The organism is Aequorivita sp. 609 (assembly GCF_014212065.1).
In the GTDB taxonomy this organism is placed as follows: domain Bacteria; phylum Bacteroidota; class Bacteroidia; order Flavobacteriales; family Flavobacteriaceae; genus Aequorivita; species Aequorivita sinensis.
The window spans coordinates 183,992-202,863 of record NZ_JACJVM010000002.1; the positions used below are offsets into that span (position 1 = coordinate 183,992).

At 35.2% G+C, this 18,872-nt stretch carries 14 protein-coding genes; 6 read left to right on the plus strand and 8 right to left on the minus strand.

Annotated elements, in window-relative coordinates:
• Nucleotides 1-16: 16 nt before the first annotated feature.
• Nucleotides 17-265 carry a hypothetical protein gene (locus tag H4O20_RS00830; RefSeq protein WP_185097971.1) on the plus strand — a complete coding sequence of 83 codons (249 nt, stop codon included), beginning with the start codon at nucleotides 17-19 and terminating at the stop codon, nucleotides 263-265.
• Nucleotides 266-287: 22 nt separating this feature from the next.
• Here the strand turns inward: H4O20_RS00830 and H4O20_RS00835 are convergent, their stop codons facing one another.
• Complete coding sequence (locus H4O20_RS00835; RefSeq protein ID WP_139856172.1) at nucleotides 288-737, minus strand: nucleoside deaminase; 450 nt, start codon at nucleotides 735-737, stop codon at nucleotides 288-290.
• A 105-nt stretch (nucleotides 738-842) separates the two neighbouring features.
• Between H4O20_RS00835 and H4O20_RS00840 the strand changes: the two genes are divergently transcribed.
• Complete coding sequence (locus tag H4O20_RS00840; protein WP_221442657.1) at nucleotides 843-2,636, plus strand: 1-deoxy-D-xylulose-5-phosphate synthase; 1,794 nt, start codon at nucleotides 843-845, stop codon at nucleotides 2,634-2,636.
• Nucleotides 2,637-2,688: 52 nt separating this feature from the next.
• Here H4O20_RS00840 and H4O20_RS00845 read toward each other — a convergent pair whose 3' ends face one another.
• A complete protein-coding gene (locus H4O20_RS00845; RefSeq protein WP_185097972.1) occupies nucleotides 2,689-5,304 on the minus strand; it encodes a T9SS-dependent M36 family metallopeptidase in 2,616 nt (871 codons plus the stop codon).
• Nucleotides 5,305-5,474: 170 nt separating this feature from the next.
• Nucleotides 5,475-6,803, minus strand: coding sequence for a deoxyguanosinetriphosphate triphosphohydrolase (locus tag H4O20_RS00850; RefSeq protein ID WP_185098006.1), 1,329 nt, complete (start codon nucleotides 6,801-6,803; stop codon nucleotides 5,475-5,477).
• A 173-nt stretch (nucleotides 6,804-6,976) separates the two neighbouring features.
• Between H4O20_RS00850 and H4O20_RS00855 the strand changes: the two genes are divergently transcribed.
• The 4 genes from H4O20_RS00855 to H4O20_RS00870 all read left to right on the plus strand — a co-directional run bounded on the left by H4O20_RS00855 (nucleotide 6,977) and on the right by H4O20_RS00870 (nucleotide 15,044).
• The gene (locus H4O20_RS00855; protein ID WP_185097973.1) at nucleotides 6,977-9,802 is read left to right on the plus strand and encodes a TonB-dependent receptor; all 2,826 of its coding nucleotides are present in this window, start codon (nucleotides 6,977-6,979) and stop codon (nucleotides 9,800-9,802) included.
• 93 nt (nucleotides 9,803-9,895) lie between these two features.
• Entirely contained in the window at nucleotides 9,896-11,161 is a 1,266-nt protein-coding gene (locus tag H4O20_RS00860) for a hypothetical protein (protein WP_139856175.1), read from the plus strand.
• A gap of 347 nt (nucleotides 11,162-11,508) precedes the next feature.
• A complete protein-coding gene (locus H4O20_RS00865) occupies nucleotides 11,509-12,723 on the plus strand; it encodes an OprO/OprP family phosphate-selective porin (protein ID WP_185097974.1) in 1,215 nt (404 codons plus the stop codon).
• 77 nt (nucleotides 12,724-12,800) lie between these two features.
• Nucleotides 12,801-15,044: an inorganic phosphate transporter gene (locus H4O20_RS00870; RefSeq protein ID WP_185097975.1), complete on the plus strand. Its 2,244-nt coding sequence runs from the start codon at nucleotides 12,801-12,803 to the stop codon at nucleotides 15,042-15,044.
• A 91-nt stretch (nucleotides 15,045-15,135) separates the two neighbouring features.
• On the opposite strand, the gene H4O20_RS00875 is transcribed toward H4O20_RS00870, so the two are convergent.
• The 5 genes from H4O20_RS00875 to hemB all read right to left on the minus strand — a co-directional run bounded on the left by H4O20_RS00875 (nucleotide 15,136) and on the right by hemB (nucleotide 18,866).
• Entirely contained in the window at nucleotides 15,136-15,612 is a 477-nt protein-coding gene (locus H4O20_RS00875) for a methylated-DNA--[protein]-cysteine S-methyltransferase (protein ID WP_185097976.1), read from the minus strand.
• Nucleotides 15,612-16,712 (minus strand): CNNM domain-containing protein, encoded by a 1,101-nt coding sequence (locus H4O20_RS00880; protein WP_185097977.1) that lies wholly within the window; start codon nucleotides 16,710-16,712, stop codon nucleotides 15,612-15,614. Before H4O20_RS00880 ends, H4O20_RS00875 begins: the two co-directional genes overlap by 1 nt.
• A gap of 116 nt (nucleotides 16,713-16,828) precedes the next feature.
• Nucleotides 16,829-17,299, minus strand: a complete 471-nt coding sequence (locus H4O20_RS00885) for a hypothetical protein (protein WP_139856180.1) — start codon at nucleotides 17,297-17,299, stop codon at nucleotides 16,829-16,831.
• Between the two features lie 82 nt (nucleotides 17,300-17,381).
• The gene (locus H4O20_RS00890) at nucleotides 17,382-17,741 is read right to left on the minus strand and encodes a hypothetical protein (RefSeq protein ID WP_139856181.1); all 360 of its coding nucleotides are present in this window, start codon (nucleotides 17,739-17,741) and stop codon (nucleotides 17,382-17,384) included.
• Nucleotides 17,742-17,876: 135 nt separating this feature from the next.
• Nucleotides 17,877-18,866, minus strand: a complete 990-nt coding sequence (gene hemB, locus H4O20_RS00895) for a porphobilinogen synthase (protein ID WP_139856182.1) — start codon at nucleotides 18,864-18,866, stop codon at nucleotides 17,877-17,879.
• Nucleotides 18,867-18,872 lie beyond the last annotated feature (6 nt).

The window sequence follows — 18,872 nt, forward strand, 5'->3', positions numbered from 1 at the left end:
TAAAGAATACGTATTTATGAAGTATATTTTAATAATATTATTAATTGTAGTTTTCACAGGATTGGGAAGCGGATTTTATATAAAACCAGAAGATGAATCCACTGGCAACTTACTTATTGGTTTAAGTATTTCACTTGGCTTTTTTATTTTGATGCCTCTGTTTATATACCATCGATGGAAGGATAAAAATGTAAAAGACTATATGCTAACCAAGGAGAATATCCTTAAAATGCAAGAGTATCAAAACTCAAAAGATAAAAAGTAATTTTTTTTGGCTTAGTGCAAATCTAATTTAGATTTCTTTTTTCTATAAAAAATCGCTTCAATAATGTAGAAGCTTCTTTTTCCATAACCCCTCCTGTCATTACAGTTTTCGGATGAAGTTTTGTGTTTAATGAAATACAACCTCTTGCTTCATCTCTCGCACCGTAAACTATTTTTGAAATCTGACTCCAAAACAAAGCTCCCGCACACATTTGGCATGGCTCTATTGTTACGTACAATGTACAATCGATAAGGTATTTTCCGCCTAAATAATTGGCAGCAGAAGTAATGGCCTGCATTTCGGCGTGAGCAGTAACATCGTTTAGTGTTTCTGTTAGATTGTGAGCTCGAGCTATTATTTGATTGTTAATTACCACTACAGCTCCAATCGGAATCTCTCCTTTTTTATAAGCTTCTTCTGCCTCTTGATAGGCGCGTTTCATAAAATATGTATCGTCGTAAGGATTGATCATTTTAATAAATTGTATTCTAAATTCAGTTTAAAATTACGATTAATTGAATTAGGATTTACTTAATTGACAAATTAACGAATTCTCCAATTAACAAATTCCCAATAAATGTATCTTTACCACGTGTTAGTAAACATTCTAAATAATATTAAATCTCCAGAGGACTTACGTACGTTGCCTCAGGAAAATTTGCCACAACTGGCACAGGAACTTCGTGAGTTTATAATAAATATTGTTGCCACTAAAGAAGGCCACTTGGGTGCTAGTTTAGGCGTAGTAGAACTTACAATAGCCTTACATTACGTGTTTAATACACCCGAAGATATTTTAGTTTGGGATGTGGGTCATCAAGCGTATGGCCATAAAATTTTGACAGGTAGAAAAGAAATTTTTCACACTAATAGACAGCTTAATGGTATTAGTGGCTTTCCAAAACGCGAAGAAAGTGAATACGATACTTTTGGAGTGGGACACAGCAGTACTGCAATTTCAGCAGCATTAGGAATGGCGATTGCTTCAAAACTAAGAGGTGAAACAAACAAACAACATATAGCAGTGGTAGGAGACGCCTCCATAGCTAGTGGAATGGCCTTCGAAGCGCTAAATCATGCTGGAGTTACAGATACTAACCTATTGGTGATTTTAAACGATAATGCCATTGGAATCGACCCTAGCGTAGGTGCCTTAAAAGAGTACTTCACAAAAGTAAAACTTAACGGCGCAAAAGAAGCCGATAATATATTCGAAGCCTTAAACTTTAATTATTCCGGCCCTGTAGACGGTCATAATTTAGATCTTGTAATCTCAGAATTGGAGCGATTAAAAAATATTCCTGGACCAAAACTTCTTCATTTAATCACCAAAAAAGGAAAAGGATTACGTCAAGCAGAGGAAAACCAGGTGGTTTATCATGCTCCTGGGAAATTTGATGCCTTAACAGGAGATCTTGCGCCAAGAAGCAACGAAGTTTTACCTCCTAAATTTCAGGATGTCTTCGGAAAAACACTAGTAGAAATAGCTACTACAAATAATAAGATAGTTGGAATTACTCCAGCAATGCCTACTGGAAGCTCGTTAAAATTTATGATGGACGCTTTTCCTAATAGAGCTTTTGATGTTGGGATTGCAGAGCAACACGCTGTAACATTTGCCGCAGGATTGGCAACTCAAGGTTTTACCGTATTTTGTAATATTTATTCAACCTTTCTTCAAAGAGCCTACGATCAAGTAATACACGATGTATGTTTACAAAAAATTCCAGTTATTTTCTGTTTAGATCGAGCTGGAATAGTAGGTGAAGATGGAGCAACCCACCACGGAATTTTCGATTTGGCATACTTAAACTGTATCCCAAACCTCATCATTTTTGCACCGAGAGATGTAGTTGAACTTCGCAACATTATGTTTACCGCTCAGCAAGGGCTACCGTTACCAATCTTTATTCGTTATCCTCGAGGTAGAGGAAAAATTATTGATTGGAAACAGCCTTTCAAAGCTATCGAGATTGGAAAAGCAAATGTTTTAAAGGAAGGTTTAGATATAGCGGTTATAACAATTGGTACAATTGTAAACGAGGCATTACAAGCTATCGAAATGCTTAACCCTTCAGATAAGAAAAAAATAAGCGTTGTAGATATCAGATTCTTAAAACCTTTAGACGAGGAATTACTTCATAATATATTCCAGAATCACCATACTATAATTACTATTGAAGATGGAACTACTACTGGCGGTTTAGGATCTACCATTGCTACTTTTGCTGCTTCGATGGGATATACTAATAAAATTGAAATTTTAGGCATTCAAGATACATTTCTAGAACACGGAACCACTTCAGAATTACGTGATATTGCTGGAATATCCCCAGAAAAAATTAAGCTTACACTTCAACATTATATATAAAAAAAGAGGCTCTTTTGAGCCTCTTTTAATTTTTAACTGATAATTTCTTTTCTTATTTAATTATCAGTTTTGAAGTTTGAGTTTTATCACCACCTTCTACTGTAATCATATACATACCGGTAGATAATTCACTAGCGTCAATTAATGCAGTATGGTGTAATTCAACTTGTTTGTTGAATACTAATCTTCCATTAATATCATAGATTGAAACTTTAGTATTACCCAGGTCAAATCTAGACTTAATATTAATATGTCCATTAGATGGGTTAGGGTAAATAATGAAATTATTTTCTATTTCATTGTTTGCTGTTCCAAGAGGACAATCTGCAGGTACGTCAAAAGCTTCAGTTCCATCTTGCTTACTTGCAACACTTCCTTGATTAGCGCTAAATCCTAATCCTCTACGAGCAAAAACATTCCAAATTAAACATTTGTTAGCTCCACCATTAATAATTTCGTCTGCTTCAAGAATAGCATCTCTACCATCAATAAATCCTGGACTACATCTTTGCAATTTTAAACCGTCTACAACTAACTGTAACGCCATATTATTTCCGCCAGTACCATTGTAAATATCTTCATCAAAGCCATACTCATCTATAAATGCCCAAGTTAAATCCCATAACATCGTAGCCCAAACCGATCCTACTCCGTGAGGCACAACTTGAGATTTAATACTGTTATAAGTAAAGTTATTGATTGACATATCGGTAGTATAAGGTTTGGATCTAATTCCATCACCTGCTCTACTTTCGCCGCTGATATAAGTTCCCATTCCTCTTACATCTTCACCAGATTCACCAGGTAACATAGTTATCATAAGGGCGAAATAATCGCTCCAACCTTCACCCATTTGCTCTTCGTTTTGTAAACATCCTGCAGCAGCTGGACCTCCAGTTAATCTGTTTGAGATTCCATGTCCGTATTCGTGAGCTACAATAGTATTATCTACATCTCCGTCACGTTGGTTAAAATCTGTTCCAGAGCCGTCATCCACTAAAGTTGTACTAATAGTTTCACCATTTAGCAATGCATCAATAATAGCATCTCCATCACTTTTAAAGATCATAATCGAAGGAATTCCAAGTCCTGCTCCAGAACCTCCCATTCTTATTGGGTCGCCTGGTATATTATTTACCATTACAACAGCTACAGCTCCTGCATCTTCTGCTGCTTGTACTTTTTGTGCGAAACCGCATTCTCCTCTTCTTATAACAACAATTTTGCCGCTAAGCTCAGAAGCATTTGTTACGTTATCACACCCATCGTGAGGGTCTGTAGAGTTTCCAGAGTTATCGTCTTCAATTAATGCTAAATTAGCTGTAATTGGCGTTGTTGGAAGTGGCGTTCCACCACCAGTAAAAGCTGATTTATGTGCGTAATAATCCCCAGCTAATGCTCCATTATTTACAGTCATAAAAGTACCTAAAACATTTTGAGGAGCAGACCATAAGTACATTTGCATTCTTCCCGAATATCCGTCTGGTGGAGTCATAAAGTTGGCATTGTTGAAACCACCACCATCTTGAGCTTCTGCTACCACATGGTCACCTTCAGCACCTCCATTACCATAGTTATTAGCCTGGAAGTTTCCACTTTCTTCATCGAAACCATAATGGTAAAATACATCGTGCATGATGTTGTTCATATAGAATAAGTTTGTGATAGCTGCTTCTGTATAGTTTGATGGATTTTGGGGTAAGTCGAAAGGAAAATCAAACTGTAGCGTTGCTCCTCCTTCAGCTTGCATACCTGCACCATTATTACCTGCAATATCTTCTTTAGCCAAAACATTGTTTCCACGAGTAGTAGTGTATTCAGCACCTGCAACACCGTCTGTATCGTGCCATCCAAATGGTGAAGCTACAACGTTAGAAGGGTCCGAAACTAAAACATCGTCTCCATCATTTGGCGCTCCAAATGGTATTGGGAATACTCTGTATGCAGATCCATTTACAACTGGCTGATGAAAGTCTGCTGAAGATTTTTTAGAAAATAAAACACTCTCAGTTGCCTCCATAGTGTGTGAGTGAGGTTGAGCCTCAAAATTGCAACTAGCAACCCAGTCATTTATTTCCAACAGTTTTCCTGTTAAGGCATCAATACGTACACTATAGTAGTTTTGAGCATCTTTTTTATAAATACTAACATCCCAAGCCAAACGCAAAGTTTGGTTGTCGTTTAATCCTTGATACACAAGAGTTACAGGAATGTTGTTTATTGAAATATTTCCATCAGTAAAAACATAAGAGTTATTTCCCACTGTCTCAATAAGGTTTAAACCTGTTGGAGCTGGAAGACCCAATTCTGATGCAGCATTCGAAATTGCCGATAGAGCAGAAACAGAAGGCTGAGTAGTGTTCGCTTTAAGTGCGATATTGTTTGTAAATGCTAATTGAGCTGAAATAACTGATCCTTCTCTTAGTACAAAAGAAGAAATAGCATTGTGAATCTTAATTCCACGAAAACGCTGTTCTACATAAACATTGTCTGCTTGTAAGCTTTTTGAGTGACTTTGTGAAGTAATATTTATGTCTGAATAATCTTGTTGTTCAAGATTTAAGTTCGATCTATTTTGCTGAAGATAGGATTTAATGGAATTGGTGTAATCCTGGGCAAAGCTTAGATTAAAGGTTAATAAAATGAGTGAGTAAATAATTTTTTTCATGAAAATTTGATTTAATATTATAAGAGTTTGCCGAGATTAGTGTTCCAACTCTACAAACAATTGTGAAACTAAAAGAGCAATGTAGCCGCTAAATTTAACATTAATTAAGGTATTTATTAACATAACAGTATATTTTAACATTTACTGTGTCAATGGCATACCCTTTATAATTAAAGATTACCATTTAATTTTTGAAAAATCTGAAGTGCATTGCCATCTGGCATTCTTGAAATATGGTTGCAGCTTTCCATTAAATATTCATATACGCTCTTAGATTTTGTCTTATCTAGAGCAGCAAGCTTTAATAACACCTTATCTTTTTGACGTGCTTCACCATTATATGTGTTTTCAAAAGCAGTTGTATAGGCATCTAATAAAGTAGTAAGGATAGTATAACCTGCAATTTCTTTTTCCATTACTTCATTACTTTGATAAATCCTATCTACGCTCACCTCAATAATATCGGCGATTTGAGCTTTGTATTGACTTTTATCCAATAGTGAAACAGAGAATGTACCTTTAAGTATTTCCTCTTCATTTTCAAGGAAGATGGTGGCGGCTTCTGCAATTAAAGTATTTATTGCAAGCGAACGTAAATATGCTAATCTATCTGAGGAAGTTGAAAGTTTATAGTACACATCACTTTTAAGATTGTTTCTAACTAAATTTATAAGATACTCTAGGGCAACTTCTTCTTCAATCAACCCAAGGTTTATCCCATCTTCAAAATCGATAATGGTATAGCAGATATCATCAGCAGCTTCTACCAAATATGCTAAAGGATGACGTGCATACCCCTCGCCTTCTCTTTTTAACAAACCAAGATCTGAAACTACTTCATCAAAAAATTCAACATCACTTTGAAATACACCAAACTTTTTATCTGCCACGTGTTGTGTAGGTTTTTTAGGAAGTGATTGCTTAGGATACTTCATAAAAGCCCCCAAACTTGCATAGGTCAGACGCAATCCGCCAGAAACTCCATTTTTAGATTCTGTCAAAATTTTGAAGCCGTTTGCATTTCCTTCAAAATCTATTAAATCCTGATACTCCTTATCAGTAAGTTTATCTTTAAAACGCTTCCCATTCCCATTTAAGAAATAATCCCCAATAGCTTTTTCCCCACTGTGACCAAAAGGAGGGTTTCCTATATCGTGTGCTAAAGCCGCAGCGGCTACTATTGCTCCAAAATCGTTTGCTTGGTAACCGTGTACACTTTCAAGATGTGGGTGTTTTTTTAAAATCTGTTTTCCAACAGTCCTTCCTAATGAACGTCCAACAACAGAAACCTCTAAACTATGAGTAAGACGAGTGTGAACAAAAGAAGTTTTAGATAAGGGTATAACTTGAGTTTTGTCTTGCAGACTTCTGAAAGCAGAAGAAAAAATAATTCGGTCGAAATCAACTTCAAAACCTATACGAGTTTCGTTTTCTTCAATCCTAAGTCGTTTGTTTTTATCGCCTTGCTTTCTAAGTGAGAGCAACTGTTCCCATTGCATCATAAGTAATAATATTTTGAAGGCAAGATACTATTTTCAAAAGGGAAGTCAATATTATTTTTTGAATCGCTCTTAACATTAAGCTAACACATTGGTTACTTATTGATAATTCATAATTAACGTAGACTTTACAAGGTAGAGGTTTCTTTGCACCAATAAATCAAACGGCAAAAATGAAAACACTTTTTAAAACTTTATTCTTACTAATTACGTCAATTACATTCGCTCAAAGCGGATCTATTGTTGGACAACTTACCGACACCGATTACAATAACGAACCTCTTCCTTTTGCAAATGTATTTTTAAAGGGAACTTCAACTGGAGTAACATCTGATATAGACGGGTTATATTCTTTAGAAAATATTGAACCTGGTACTTACACCGTAGTTTATAGCTACGTAGGTTATGAAACTGTTGAAATTCCCAATGTAAATGTTACTGCTAATAAAGTAACTAATATTAATGTGCCGATGGGTGCAAGTGCTGCCGCACTAGATGAAGTTGTTATAAAAACTATAACTCGCCGAGAAAGTGCAGTTGCTTTACTACTAGAACAAAAGAAAGCTGTAGGAATTTCCCAATCTATTGGTGCTGAAGATCTTTCTAGAAAAGGTGTAAGCGACGCAGAGGGCGCCGTAACCAAAGTAACTGGAGTGAAAAAACAAGCCGGGACCAAAAACGTTTTTGTTCGCGGTTTAGGTGATCGTTACAATTCAACAACCTTAAATGGTTTGCCACTACCTTCAGAAGATCCTGAATACAAGAACATTTCTTTAGACTTTTTCGCTTCAGATATTATCGAGAGCGTAGGAATCAACAAAACTTTCTCCGTACCACTTTACGGCGATGTTGCGGGTGCTAATATTGATATAGTAAGCAAAGAACTTACGGGTCCTGGAAGTTTACAATTTTCAATTTCACCAGGGATAAACTCTCGCGCAATCGGGAAGGATTTCTTAACAATGGATAACGCTAAATATATTGGTAACATCCACAATACCAATGTTCCAATTACCAATTTAAACATTCATTCTTTCGACAATAATTTTAAACCAGAAACTCAGAACGCACAGCTAAACGGCAGCTATTCACTTTCTGGTGGAAAACGAATTGAGCTTGGAGAAAATCAATTGAGCTTTTTCATTGTTGGAAGTTTAGATAACAATTATGAATATCGCGAAGGTGCTTCAGACAGAATAAATGCAGCAGGTGGTTTTAATCAGCAGTTTGATAAAACTGAATACAATTATAATGTGTCAAAACTTGCAATGGCAAATGTAAAATTTCGTTTTGAAGAAGGAGATTACATTTCTTTAAACAGTATGTTCATCAAGAGCAATACTCAAAGCATTTCAGATTATTACGGTTTAAAATCAGGATTAACTGAAAACGATGAACCTGGAAATCCAGTTCGTGCTTTTATTAGAAGACAACAGGAAGAAGAAAACAATCTCTTTGTAAACCAGCTTTTAACTTCACTTACACTTTCAGAGAAATTAAGTTTAGATGCTGGGGCTTCATTTAATACTATCCGCGGATACGAGCCAGACAGAAGAACAAACACTTATGTAATCGATGTAAATAGCGACGTGGCAAAAGCTGCTTCTGGAAGTGCATTAAACAATCGTTTCTACTCAAATCTTGAAGAAGATGATTTGGCTGGAAAACTTTATTTAACCTATGCTTTAAATGGAAAAAACGAATTTAGCAACAACAGTAAAATTCGCTTAGGGTACAATTACAGAAACACCGATCGCTCTTTCAATTACACTCAGATAAACTATATTTTAGACAGTCCAACAGTTGTTGATATAGACAATCCAGACACTTCACTATTTAATCAACAGTCTCTGAACGATGGAATTTTCAGACTTACTACCAATCGCGGGGATGGTCGTGACGGTAATGATCCTTTTATACCTTTTTCTTATAACGGAAAGAGAACTTTACACGCTGGTTTAGGAGATATTAGCTATGACTTTTCAGAAAAATTTTCAGCGAATATTGGGATGCGTTATGAAAAAGTAAAGCAAGAAGTGTTTTTCGATACTAACCTTGCCACTACAAACGATCCAAATACCGATCCTTCGCTAATTGATGAAAACTTTATCCTTCCAAGTTTCAACTTGAAGTACAATTTCAATGAAAACAGCATATTGCGTTTGGCGGGAAGTAAAACATATACACTACCACAGTTTAAGGAAGTAGCTCCTTTTTTATATGAAAATGTAAGTTTCAACAGCTTTGGAAACCCGTATTTATTAACTGCTGATAACTACAATCTAGATTTAAAATACGAATACTATTTCAGTAGAAGTGAAATAATAGCCGTAACAGGTTTCTACAAAAACATTCAAAACGCAATTAACCGAATTGAAGTTAATTCGGCTGCTGGAGAACTATCCTATGTAAATACGGGCGATGCAAATATTGCAGGAGTAGAGCTTGAATTGAGAAAAGACATCTTAAATATTACAGATGAATCAGACAACGAAAAGAAATTGACATTTGGTTTAAATGCTTCATATCTGTATTCAAATCAAAAACTTGAGGATGTTCCAACAGATAATCTTACTGTGAGATTTACAAATAAAGAAGATGAATTAGAAGGTTCTTCTCCATTCATCTTAGGAACCGATTTAACCTTTAACTTAAACAAAAACAATAGCGGAATTACAAGTTCAGTTGTTTTCAACTACAATAGTAAAAGTATTTACTCTCTAGGAACAGGTGGTGACGATGCAAATCCTGGTTCTGGAAAAAGCAATATTATGCTTGCCGCTGTTCCTACTTTAGATTTCATCAACAAAATTGCCATCAATAAAAACTTCGGAATCAAACTTAACATTAAAAACATATTGGATCCTGAGTATAAATTGACGCAAGCAGTAAACAACATTGGTGTTGCTAATCCTGCATTACCTAACGGACAAGAGATTCCAGTTGAAAGTTATAAAAGAGGAGTTTCTTTTAGCGCCGGCGTTTCGTATTCATTCTAAAAAACTATTAACCCAAACTTAATATTAACCTAAACCAAAGGAAACACTACAACAGTTTCTTTGCATCAAACTTTAAAATCAAAAATGAAAACAATGAAAAAATTACTTTTATCAACCTTTGTATTAGCAGCCTTAACAATTAGTAGCTGTAGTAAAGATGATAGTAGCGATCCAGTTGCTGTTACTTGTAATGACGGAATTCAGAATGGAGATGAAACTGGAGTAGACTGCGGTGGTTCTTGCGAGCCATGTGCTGTGGAAGGTCAAAAAGACGGAATTATAAACTCTCAAGACGATCCAGATTTAGATGCGTCAGATCTTAAAGGAAATGTTACTGCCGATGTTCGCCTTACAAATGATACAGTTTGGGTTTTAAGTGGTCCATTAAGCGTAAAAGAGGGGGCAACTTTAAGCATAGACGCTGGAACAACAATTAAAGCGGTTGCTGGTGGAACTAATGTTTATCTAGTAATTGAGCAAGGTGCAAAAATTAACGCAGAAGGAACTGCAGATGCGCCAATTAGATTTACTTCAAATGCTTCTAACCCTCGATCTGGTGACTGGGGAGGAATTCTTATAATCGGGAAAGCACCTCTTAGTGGTGGTGGAACTGCTACAACTGAAGTTGTTGACCTTACTTACGGTGGAACAGTTGAAAACGACAACTCTGGAGTAATGAAATATGTTGAAGCTTCTTACACTGGTGCTAGAATAAACGGTGATAAAGAATTTAACGGAATTACTTTTTACGGTGTTGGAAATGAAACAGTAATTGAAAACTTAGCAGTTTTTTACTGTGATGATGATGCCTACGAGTGGTTTGGTGGTACTGTAAATGTAAAAAACCTAATTGCAGTAAACATTAAGGATGATATGTTTGACTGGACTCAAGGTTGGACTGGAACTGCAAAAAACCTTTATGGATTACGCGAATCTGACTTTACAGCAATTACTGAAGACCCTCGCGGATTAGAAGGCGATGGTAACCTAGATGGTAACTCTCCTGGTGACACTGGACAGTCTAACCCTACAATTGATGGTTTAGTTTTAATAAACGGATCTATCATTGAAATGGCAGATATGATTAAGGTACGTCGTGGAAGCGGACTTACATTAACCAATGCTTATGTAGCATTTGCTAACGAAGATGCTAAAGCTTCAGACTTTATCGATCTACAAGATGGTAAGGGTAATGCAAATGGCTCACTAGTAAATATATCAATTGTTGGAAATTCTTCAACAGGACTTGATATAACAGACGTAAAATCAACGGAAAATGCTGTAATTGAAGTGACAGACGGGACTACTCCAACTGTAAGTAGAGACCTTTTCAATTGGACAGCATACGATTTTGAATAAGTACTTGAATTAGCAAAATCCTAAGCCCAGTTTCAGTTGAAAACTGGGCTTTCTTTTTTTAAAGCAATTTCGAAAAACATAAAACCAATAGATAATAAATATCTCAATTTAACCATTTGGTAATATTATGTTTACCACAATTAAACATTGAGTTTGTTTCTTTGGTTCAGCTTTAAGAGCAAATTTAAAATCGTTTTAGTTTTTGTCGACTAGATTTTAAACCGGGCTTCACTTCATCGTGAAGCCCTTTTTTGCTTAGTATTAAATAATTAATTTCAATTCTTAACATTCAGGTAACATTAAATTCGGTTCTTTACAGCGACAAAAACTAAAAAATTGATTTCTTAATGCCACACAAGTGCTTATTAATTAGCTTCTTGGTACTTTTCTGTTCAGTTGTGTCTGCTCAAGAAGAATCAGGCAATCCATTTACTTTTAAATGGGAAAACGGCTTCAAACTCAATAGTCAAAACAATCAATTCTCCCTAAAATTTGGCGGTCGAATAATGGTCGACCACGCTTATTTGTTTCAGAGCAGCGAACTAAACGAAAGTTTTGGACCATTAACATCAAAAAGTGGAACGGAAATTCGCCGTGCTAGACTTTATTTTTCAGGAGATATTTATAAGAACACCTTTTTTAAGTTTCAAGTAGATTTTGCTGGAGATCAAGTATCGTTAAAAGATGTTTACATCGGATTCAAAAACATTCCAATAGTCGGGAAAGTAACGGTCGGACATTTTAAAGAACCTCTTCGACTTTCTGCAATAAACAGTAGTAAATACACAACATTTTTAGAGCCAGCTCAAAATATAGATTTTGCACAAGTTCGCAATAACGGTATTCTTCTATCCAACGATTTTTTAAACCGACGTTTATCCGCACAATTTGGAGCTTTTAGAAATGCCGACAATAACAGCAATGATGTTTTTGCAGATGACGGTTATGTAATTGGGGGAAGAGTTACTGGATTAGTAATTAATGAAGAAGAGAAAAACCACCTATTGCATTTAGGAGCAGCTTACAGCTATAGAAACCCAAAAAGCAAGGAATATAGCGTTTCTGTTAGACCAGGGGTACACCTAGCTCCTAAATACCTGGCTACAGGCCCAATTGAAAACTTAGACTATGTGGGACTTAAAAATTTTGAATCCGCGTACGTACATGGAGCCTTTTCATTCCAAGGAGAGTACTTAACAGCATCGGTAAATACCTACTCCAGAACTTATAAATTTTCAAATTATTATGGGGAATTCAGTTATTTTTTAACAGGAGAAAGCAAGAAATTCAAAGGGTCTTATGCCGGTTTTGACAGGGTAACACCTAACAAAAACTTCGGTGGAAATGGCAAAGGCGCAGGAGCTTGGGAAGTAGCATTACGATATTCTGAAACAGACTTAACCGATAAATCAGTTCTTGGTGGAAATCAAAAAGATATCGCCGTAGCACTTAATTGGTATCCAAATCCAGTTACGCGATTGATGCTAAATTATGTTTGGGCGGATATTGAAAGTAAAGGCCAAGGAAATTATTTACAAGGAAGATTACAAATTGAATTTTAAATTGCATAGTTAACAATTTGGTAACAAACACTCCTTTTTTATATAGGAAATTTGCACCAATTTAATAATCGACAAAAATGGACAATATTTATTTATTAATGATAGTTGCACTTGTTGCTTTAGCCATAGCAGATTTAGTTGTGGGTGTAAGTAATGACGCTGTAAACTTTTTAAACTCTGCAATTGGCTCAAAAGCTATTCCGTTTAAAGGAATATTAATTATAGCCAGTTTGGGAATCTTTATTGGAGCCGTATTTTCAAGCGGAATGATGGAAGTCGCCCGAAAAGGAATCTTCGTCCCCGGGGAATTCTATTTTGATGAAATTATGATCATCTTTATGGCCGTAATGATTACCGATATCTTACTGCTGGATTTTTTCAACACCATTGGTCTACCTACATCTACAACGGTATCAATTGTATTTGAATTATTAGGAGCCGCAGTAATTATGGCGCTTATAAAAATTGGCCATAACGATGCCGAAACAATCTCTTCACTTTCAAAGTATATAAACACTGAGAAAGCTGTTGAAATTATTGTGGGAATTCTCCTCTCCGTCGTCATTGCCTTTACGGTCGGGGCGATAGTACAATACCTATCTCGATTAATTTTCACCTTCCATATAGAGCAAAAGATGAAATATTTCGGAGCTATTTTTGGAGGGATTGCTTTAACTGCAATTAGCTACTTTATTTTTATGAAAGGACTAAAAAGTACACCTTTTTACAGTAGTTTTAAAGGAGTAGTTGAAAGTAATACAGCTTTAATTATAGGTATAAGCTTTATTATTTGGACTGTATTCTCGCAACTATTTATGATGGTTACCAAAAAAAGCATCCTGATAATAGTAATTGCAGTAGGGAGTTTCAGTCTTGCTCTAGCATTTGCTGGTAACGATTTGGTTAACTTTATTGGTGTGCCAATGGCCGCTTACCACAGTTATATGGATTGGTCTACATCTGGCGTTGATGCTTCTGCATATGCAATGACAAGTCTTGAAACAGCAGTACCTGCAGAACCATTTTTATTGTTTGCTGCAGGAGCAATTATGGTTTTAACATTATGGTTCTCTAAAAAAGCAAGAACGGTATCTGATACAGAGATCGATTTAGCACGTCAAGGAGATGGTCATGAGAAATTTAGCCCTAATATGTTATCAAGGTTTTTAGTTAAATCTAGTACTTATTTAGCTACATATTTTGAACATATTCTTCCAAAATCAATGCAGGAGAAAATAGATAAGCGCTTTGAGAAGCCAGTAATTGAATTACCAAAACACAAAGCATACGAGATGCCTGCTTTTGATATGATTCGTGCTTCTATTAACCTTGTTGTTGCAGGTATATTAATTGCTACTGCTACTTCAATGAAGCTTCCTCTATCCACAACTTACGTAACTTTTATGGTTGCCATGGGTACATCCTTAGCAGACAGAGCTTGGGGTCGTGAAAGTGCTGTTTACCGCGTTGCAGGTGTACTAAATGTTATTGGAGGATGGTTCTTTACTGCCTTCGTTGCATTTACTGCAGCAGGAACCTTAACTTACTTAATTTTTATAGGAAGGGGAACTATGATTGCTGTACTTCTTCTATTAGCTATTTTATTGTTGGTTAGAAACTACATTTCTCACAAAAACAAGGCTAAACTTAAGATGAATAAAACAGGTTTAAAGAAAACCGAAAGTAAAACTGTTCAAGGTATTATTCAAGAAAGTGCTGAAAACATTAGTAATGTTGTTTCTCGCTCAAACAAGATTTACACCGATATGTTGCGAGGCCTTGCAAAACAAGACACTAAGAAACTAAAGAAGAGTAAAAAAGGTGTTTCAAAGTTAAATGATGAGGTAGAAGAATTGCGAGATAACTTATTCTATTTCATTAAAAACCTTGACGATACAAGTGTTCGTGGAAGTAATTTCTACATCATTATCTTAGGTTATTTAACGGATATCGCTCAGTCGTTAGAATTCATTTCTAAAGCAAGTTACAAGCACGTTAACAACAACCACAAAGCACTTCGTTTCAACCAAATTAAAGATCTACAAGAAGTTGATAGACATCTTGAGGGCTTATTAAATGAAATTGAAGATATATTCGACAAGAAAGAATTTGAACGTATTGGTCAAGTTTTAAATAGAAAAGAGGAAATTTACGCTAGTCTTTCAAATAAGATTGAAAAGCAAATTGCTCGAACCAGAACTGAAGAATCTAGCCCGAAAAACACTACTTTGTATTTCAGCTTACTGCTAGAAACAAAAGACTTAGTGAAAGCCTTGATGAACTTGATGGAGGAGTATCACTCAAGTTATAAAAAAGCGTAATTCATCGCTTTTAAATAAAAATCCCTCGGTAAAACTTTCTGTTATTACTGAGGGTTTTTTTTATCACCTATTTAAATCGTACCGTTTTTAACTAAAACAAAGATTGTTGTTGCCAAGGATTTTCGTGTTCTAACAACCATTTCTTACGATGTAGTCCGCCAGCATAACCCGTTAAGGATCCATCACTCCCAATTACTCGATGACAGGGAATAATAATCGAAATTGGATTTTTACCATTTGCTGAAGCTGCAGCTCTTATAACTTTGGGATCGCCAAGTTTATTTGCTATTTGCTGATAATTAAGTGTTTTCCCAAAAGGAATATTTAAAAGTTCGTTCCAAACACGTTTTTGAAAATCTGTACCCTTTGGAGAAATTTTCACATTAAAGGTTGAACGTTTACCTTCAAAATATTCTTGAAGTTGAGTAACCACATCATTTAATTCCTTTGGAATATTTTCTGAAATAGCTAAGGAATCATCATCCTTAAAAAGTATGGACGATACTCCTTCTGAATTCCCTACAATTTCTATAACTCCAATTGGAGATTGCGTAAAAACTGTGTGCATTACTCCGATTTATCTTGAGGTTTGTCAATATCATTAATTTGAATTCCTATTCGCTTAGCTCGTTTTTCCCAGTTCTTTCGGGCTTGTAGTTGTAAATCTTCAATATTATCACTCTCGTCCATGATTTCGAGACCTAAAAGAGTTTCTATGATGTCTTCCATAGTAACTACCCCAATAGTATTGCCAAAATCGTCCACTACCGCAGCGATATGAACACGTTGCTTAATAAACGTCTCAAACAAATCTGGAATTGGTTTTTCTGCCGAAACCATAAATATTTCTCTCCTAATATCGCTTAATAACTTGTCGCCACGCTCTTCAACGATTTCTTCTAAAACATCATCTCTTAGCACGAAACCGGTAATGTTATGCGTTTTATCTTTATAGACAGGGATTCTTGAAAATCTTAGATTTTTATTTGATTCATGAAATTTTTGAAGAGTCATTTTTTCATCTTCTAAGGTTACAACAGGAAATGGTGTCATTACATCTTTTGCTTGTACACTTTTAAAAACCAAAAGATTTTTAATTACCGTAGTCTCATTTTCTTCAAAAACACCTTCTTCTTCGGCAGCATCGGTAATCGCCATAAATTCTTCACGACTCATAGTACTTACATGAGCTGATTTTCCAACCATTTTGGTCACAATCATCAATAGCCAAAGTATTCCCGTATACTTTAAAGGGAAAATTATTATCTTCAAAAACATAGCTGTAAAAGAGCCTAAACTCTTCCAGTATGTAGCTCCAATTGTCTTTGGGATTATTTCTGAAACTATAAGAATTAAAATTGTCATTATAGCTGAAACAATTCCAACTATATTCATTCCAAAAACCTCCACTTTATACGGTAGTTTTTCTGCTTGTACTCCCACCAAGATTGCACCCACAGTATGAGCAATTGTGTTGATAGTAAGTATTGCTATTAAAGGCTTATCTATATCCTTCTTGAAATTGGTGAGTGTTTTTGCATAACCTTTTCCTTCTTTGGTTTTCATTCGTAAAAACGTAGGAGTGAAACTCAACAATGCTGCTTCTAAAATAGAGCATAAGAATGAAAATAATATCGATAAAACCGCATAAACTATTAATAACGTCATATATAGATGAATATTTTTTTTGATAAAAATAAAGATTTATAAACGTTATTAACGATAAGGTCTTGTTAATTACATAAAAAAAACCGCCTCATTGGGCGGTTTTAAATGAATTATGTTTAAGAAGCCTTTAATAACGGTCTTAATGTATTTTCCCAACGTTTAGCGTTTTGCAAACTAATATATGGGTCTGTACTTAGTTCCTCATCATCGTATTCGTTGTAAAATGTTATTTCTTTACTGCCGGTGTTTTTAATAATTTCAAGCCCAACCCAATCTAATGTTTTTTCGGTTTGCTTTATACTCTTCACTCGACAAGCTTTTACCTCCTCCATATTTACAATAGTAAAATCGGCTACTGGATTTTTCTTAGTAGAATAAACCATTTTATTAGTGTTAGGATCAACACCAATCACTACATTTCCGAGGATTTCTAAATTGTCTAACCTAATTCCATTTTTTTCAGAAAGGGAATTGATCGTTTTTTTTACTTTTCTGTCAAGTCCTGATGCGTTTACAATCATATAGCCTACAGGTACAGCTATCAACAATAATATTATTAGCCCAATTAGGGATGCACTTATTTCCATAATAGATAATTTTTAGATGAATAAATTGAATAAATAATGGCTTGAAAATCAATTCAAACCAGACGAATTAATTATCCAAAAATTACCAGAAGAAATGAAATGGAAAGAGATATTGAAAAATCAGTTCACGTTTGTCCTTTAAAGAAAAAGAACATTTAATAACTGAAGAATTACAGGTATTTGGAAACTCTTTATTAGAATAAAAAAGCCCGGTTAATCCTGCATTCGAAGATTCATTTTGGGTGATAGTTTGAGAAGCCTCTCCTATTGATACCTTATTAATTTCAAAAGGCTTGCTATTATCATCTTGTTGAAACTGAGAAACAACAACAGCTTTATCTGTAGTAGAAAGTACTTCACTTGCAATAGCAACATTCCCGAATACCAAAAAAGTGGCAATCGTAATTAAGAATGTATTTATATGTTTTTTTGCAAATTTCACTAAACAAATGTAATCTAAAATTGAATTCGAAAATTTAAATTTTTGCTAATTATTAAATCCACTAAAATATTAAGAGCGATGTTTTTTAGACTATAATCTAAAAAACATCGCTCCTATTATCTTATGAGGTTCAAGCTATGAAATAATCTTCACAACGTCTTTAGCAAAGTAACTTGCAATCATAGAGGCTCCAGCTCTTTTTATAGCTGTAATTTGCTCCATCATAACTGCATCGTGATCTAACCAACCTTTTTCAGCTGCAGCTTTTAACATAGAATATTCTCCACTAACTTGATAAACTGCCACAGGAACATTTACCTCATTCTTAATTTCACGAACAATATCTAAATAGCAAAGCCCAGGTTTTACCATAACAATATCTGCTCCTTCTTCAATATCCATTATGGTTTCACGAATAGCTTCTTCGCGGTTCGCAAAATCCATTTGATACGTTTTTTTATCCTTTGGAATATTTTTTAAATCTACTGGAGCAGAATCTAGTGCGTCCCTAAATGGACCGTAGAATGCAGACGCGTATTTAGCGCTATAAGCCATAATCCCGGTATTGTGGAAACCTTCATCTTCCAATAAGGTTCTAATCTCAAAAATACGTCCGTCCATCATATCACTAGGTGCAATAACATCGGCACCTGCCTGAGCGTGACTAAGTGACATTTCGGCTAAAACGGCACTACTATCATCGTTAAGAATTATTCCTTCAGATACAATTCCATCGTGGCCATAGGCTGAAAATGGATCTAATGCCACATCGGTCATTACAAGCATTTCAGGTACAGCATTTTTAACTGTTTTAATAGCACGTTGCATCAACCCATCAGGGTTTAATGCCTCTTTTCCGGTGTTATCCTTCAATTTATCATCAACTTTTACGAAAAGCAAAACCGACTTTAACCCAAGCTTCCATAGTTCCTTTGCCTCTTTTTCAAGCAAATCTAAACTCAACCTATAGTAATTTGGCATTGAGGCAATTTCCTCTTTAACACCTTTCCCTTCAACAACAAAAAGCGGAACGATAAAATCATTCGGACTTAAAATTGTTTCGCGAACTAAACTTCTCATACTTTCACTAGTTCGCAATCTTCTGTTTCTTCTTAATGGATACATATCTAT

What these genes read in the sequence shown, in the direction of transcription:
- hemB (WP_139856182.1), bottom strand. Translation starts at nt 18,866, where the DNA reads ATGTATCCATTAAGAAGAAACAGAAGATTGCGAACTAGTGAAAGTATG.
- H4O20_RS00850 (WP_185098006.1), bottom strand. Translation starts at nt 6,803, where the DNA reads ATGCAATGGGAACAGTTGCTCTCACTTAGAAAGCAAGGCGATAAAAAC.
- H4O20_RS00830 (WP_185097971.1), top strand. Translation starts at nt 17, where the DNA reads ATGAAGTATATTTTAATAATATTATTAATTGTAGTTTTCACAGGATTG.
- H4O20_RS00875 (WP_185097976.1), bottom strand. Translation starts at nt 15,612, where the DNA reads ATGCACACAGTTTTTACGCAATCTCCAATTGGAGTTATAGAAATTGTA.
- H4O20_RS00870 (WP_185097975.1), top strand. Translation starts at nt 12,801, where the DNA reads ATGGACAATATTTATTTATTAATGATAGTTGCACTTGTTGCTTTAGCC.
- H4O20_RS00860 (WP_139856175.1), top strand. Translation starts at nt 9,896, where the DNA reads ATGAAAAAATTACTTTTATCAACCTTTGTATTAGCAGCCTTAACAATT.
- H4O20_RS00845 (WP_185097972.1), bottom strand. Translation starts at nt 5,304, where the DNA reads ATGAAAAAAATTATTTACTCACTCATTTTATTAACCTTTAATCTAAGC.
- H4O20_RS00885 (WP_139856180.1), bottom strand. Translation starts at nt 17,299, where the DNA reads ATGGAAATAAGTGCATCCCTAATTGGGCTAATAATATTATTGTTGATA.
- H4O20_RS00840 (WP_221442657.1), top strand. Translation starts at nt 843, where the DNA reads ATGTATCTTTACCACGTGTTAGTAAACATTCTAAATAATATTAAATCT.
- H4O20_RS00855 (WP_185097973.1), top strand. Translation starts at nt 6,977, where the DNA reads ATGAAAACACTTTTTAAAACTTTATTCTTACTAATTACGTCAATTACA.
- H4O20_RS00835 (WP_139856172.1), bottom strand. Translation starts at nt 737, where the DNA reads ATGATCAATCCTTACGACGATACATATTTTATGAAACGCGCCTATCAA.
- H4O20_RS00865 (WP_185097974.1), top strand. Translation starts at nt 11,509, where the DNA reads ATGCCACACAAGTGCTTATTAATTAGCTTCTTGGTACTTTTCTGTTCA.
- H4O20_RS00880 (WP_185097977.1), bottom strand. Translation starts at nt 16,712, where the DNA reads ATGACGTTATTAATAGTTTATGCGGTTTTATCGATATTATTTTCATTC.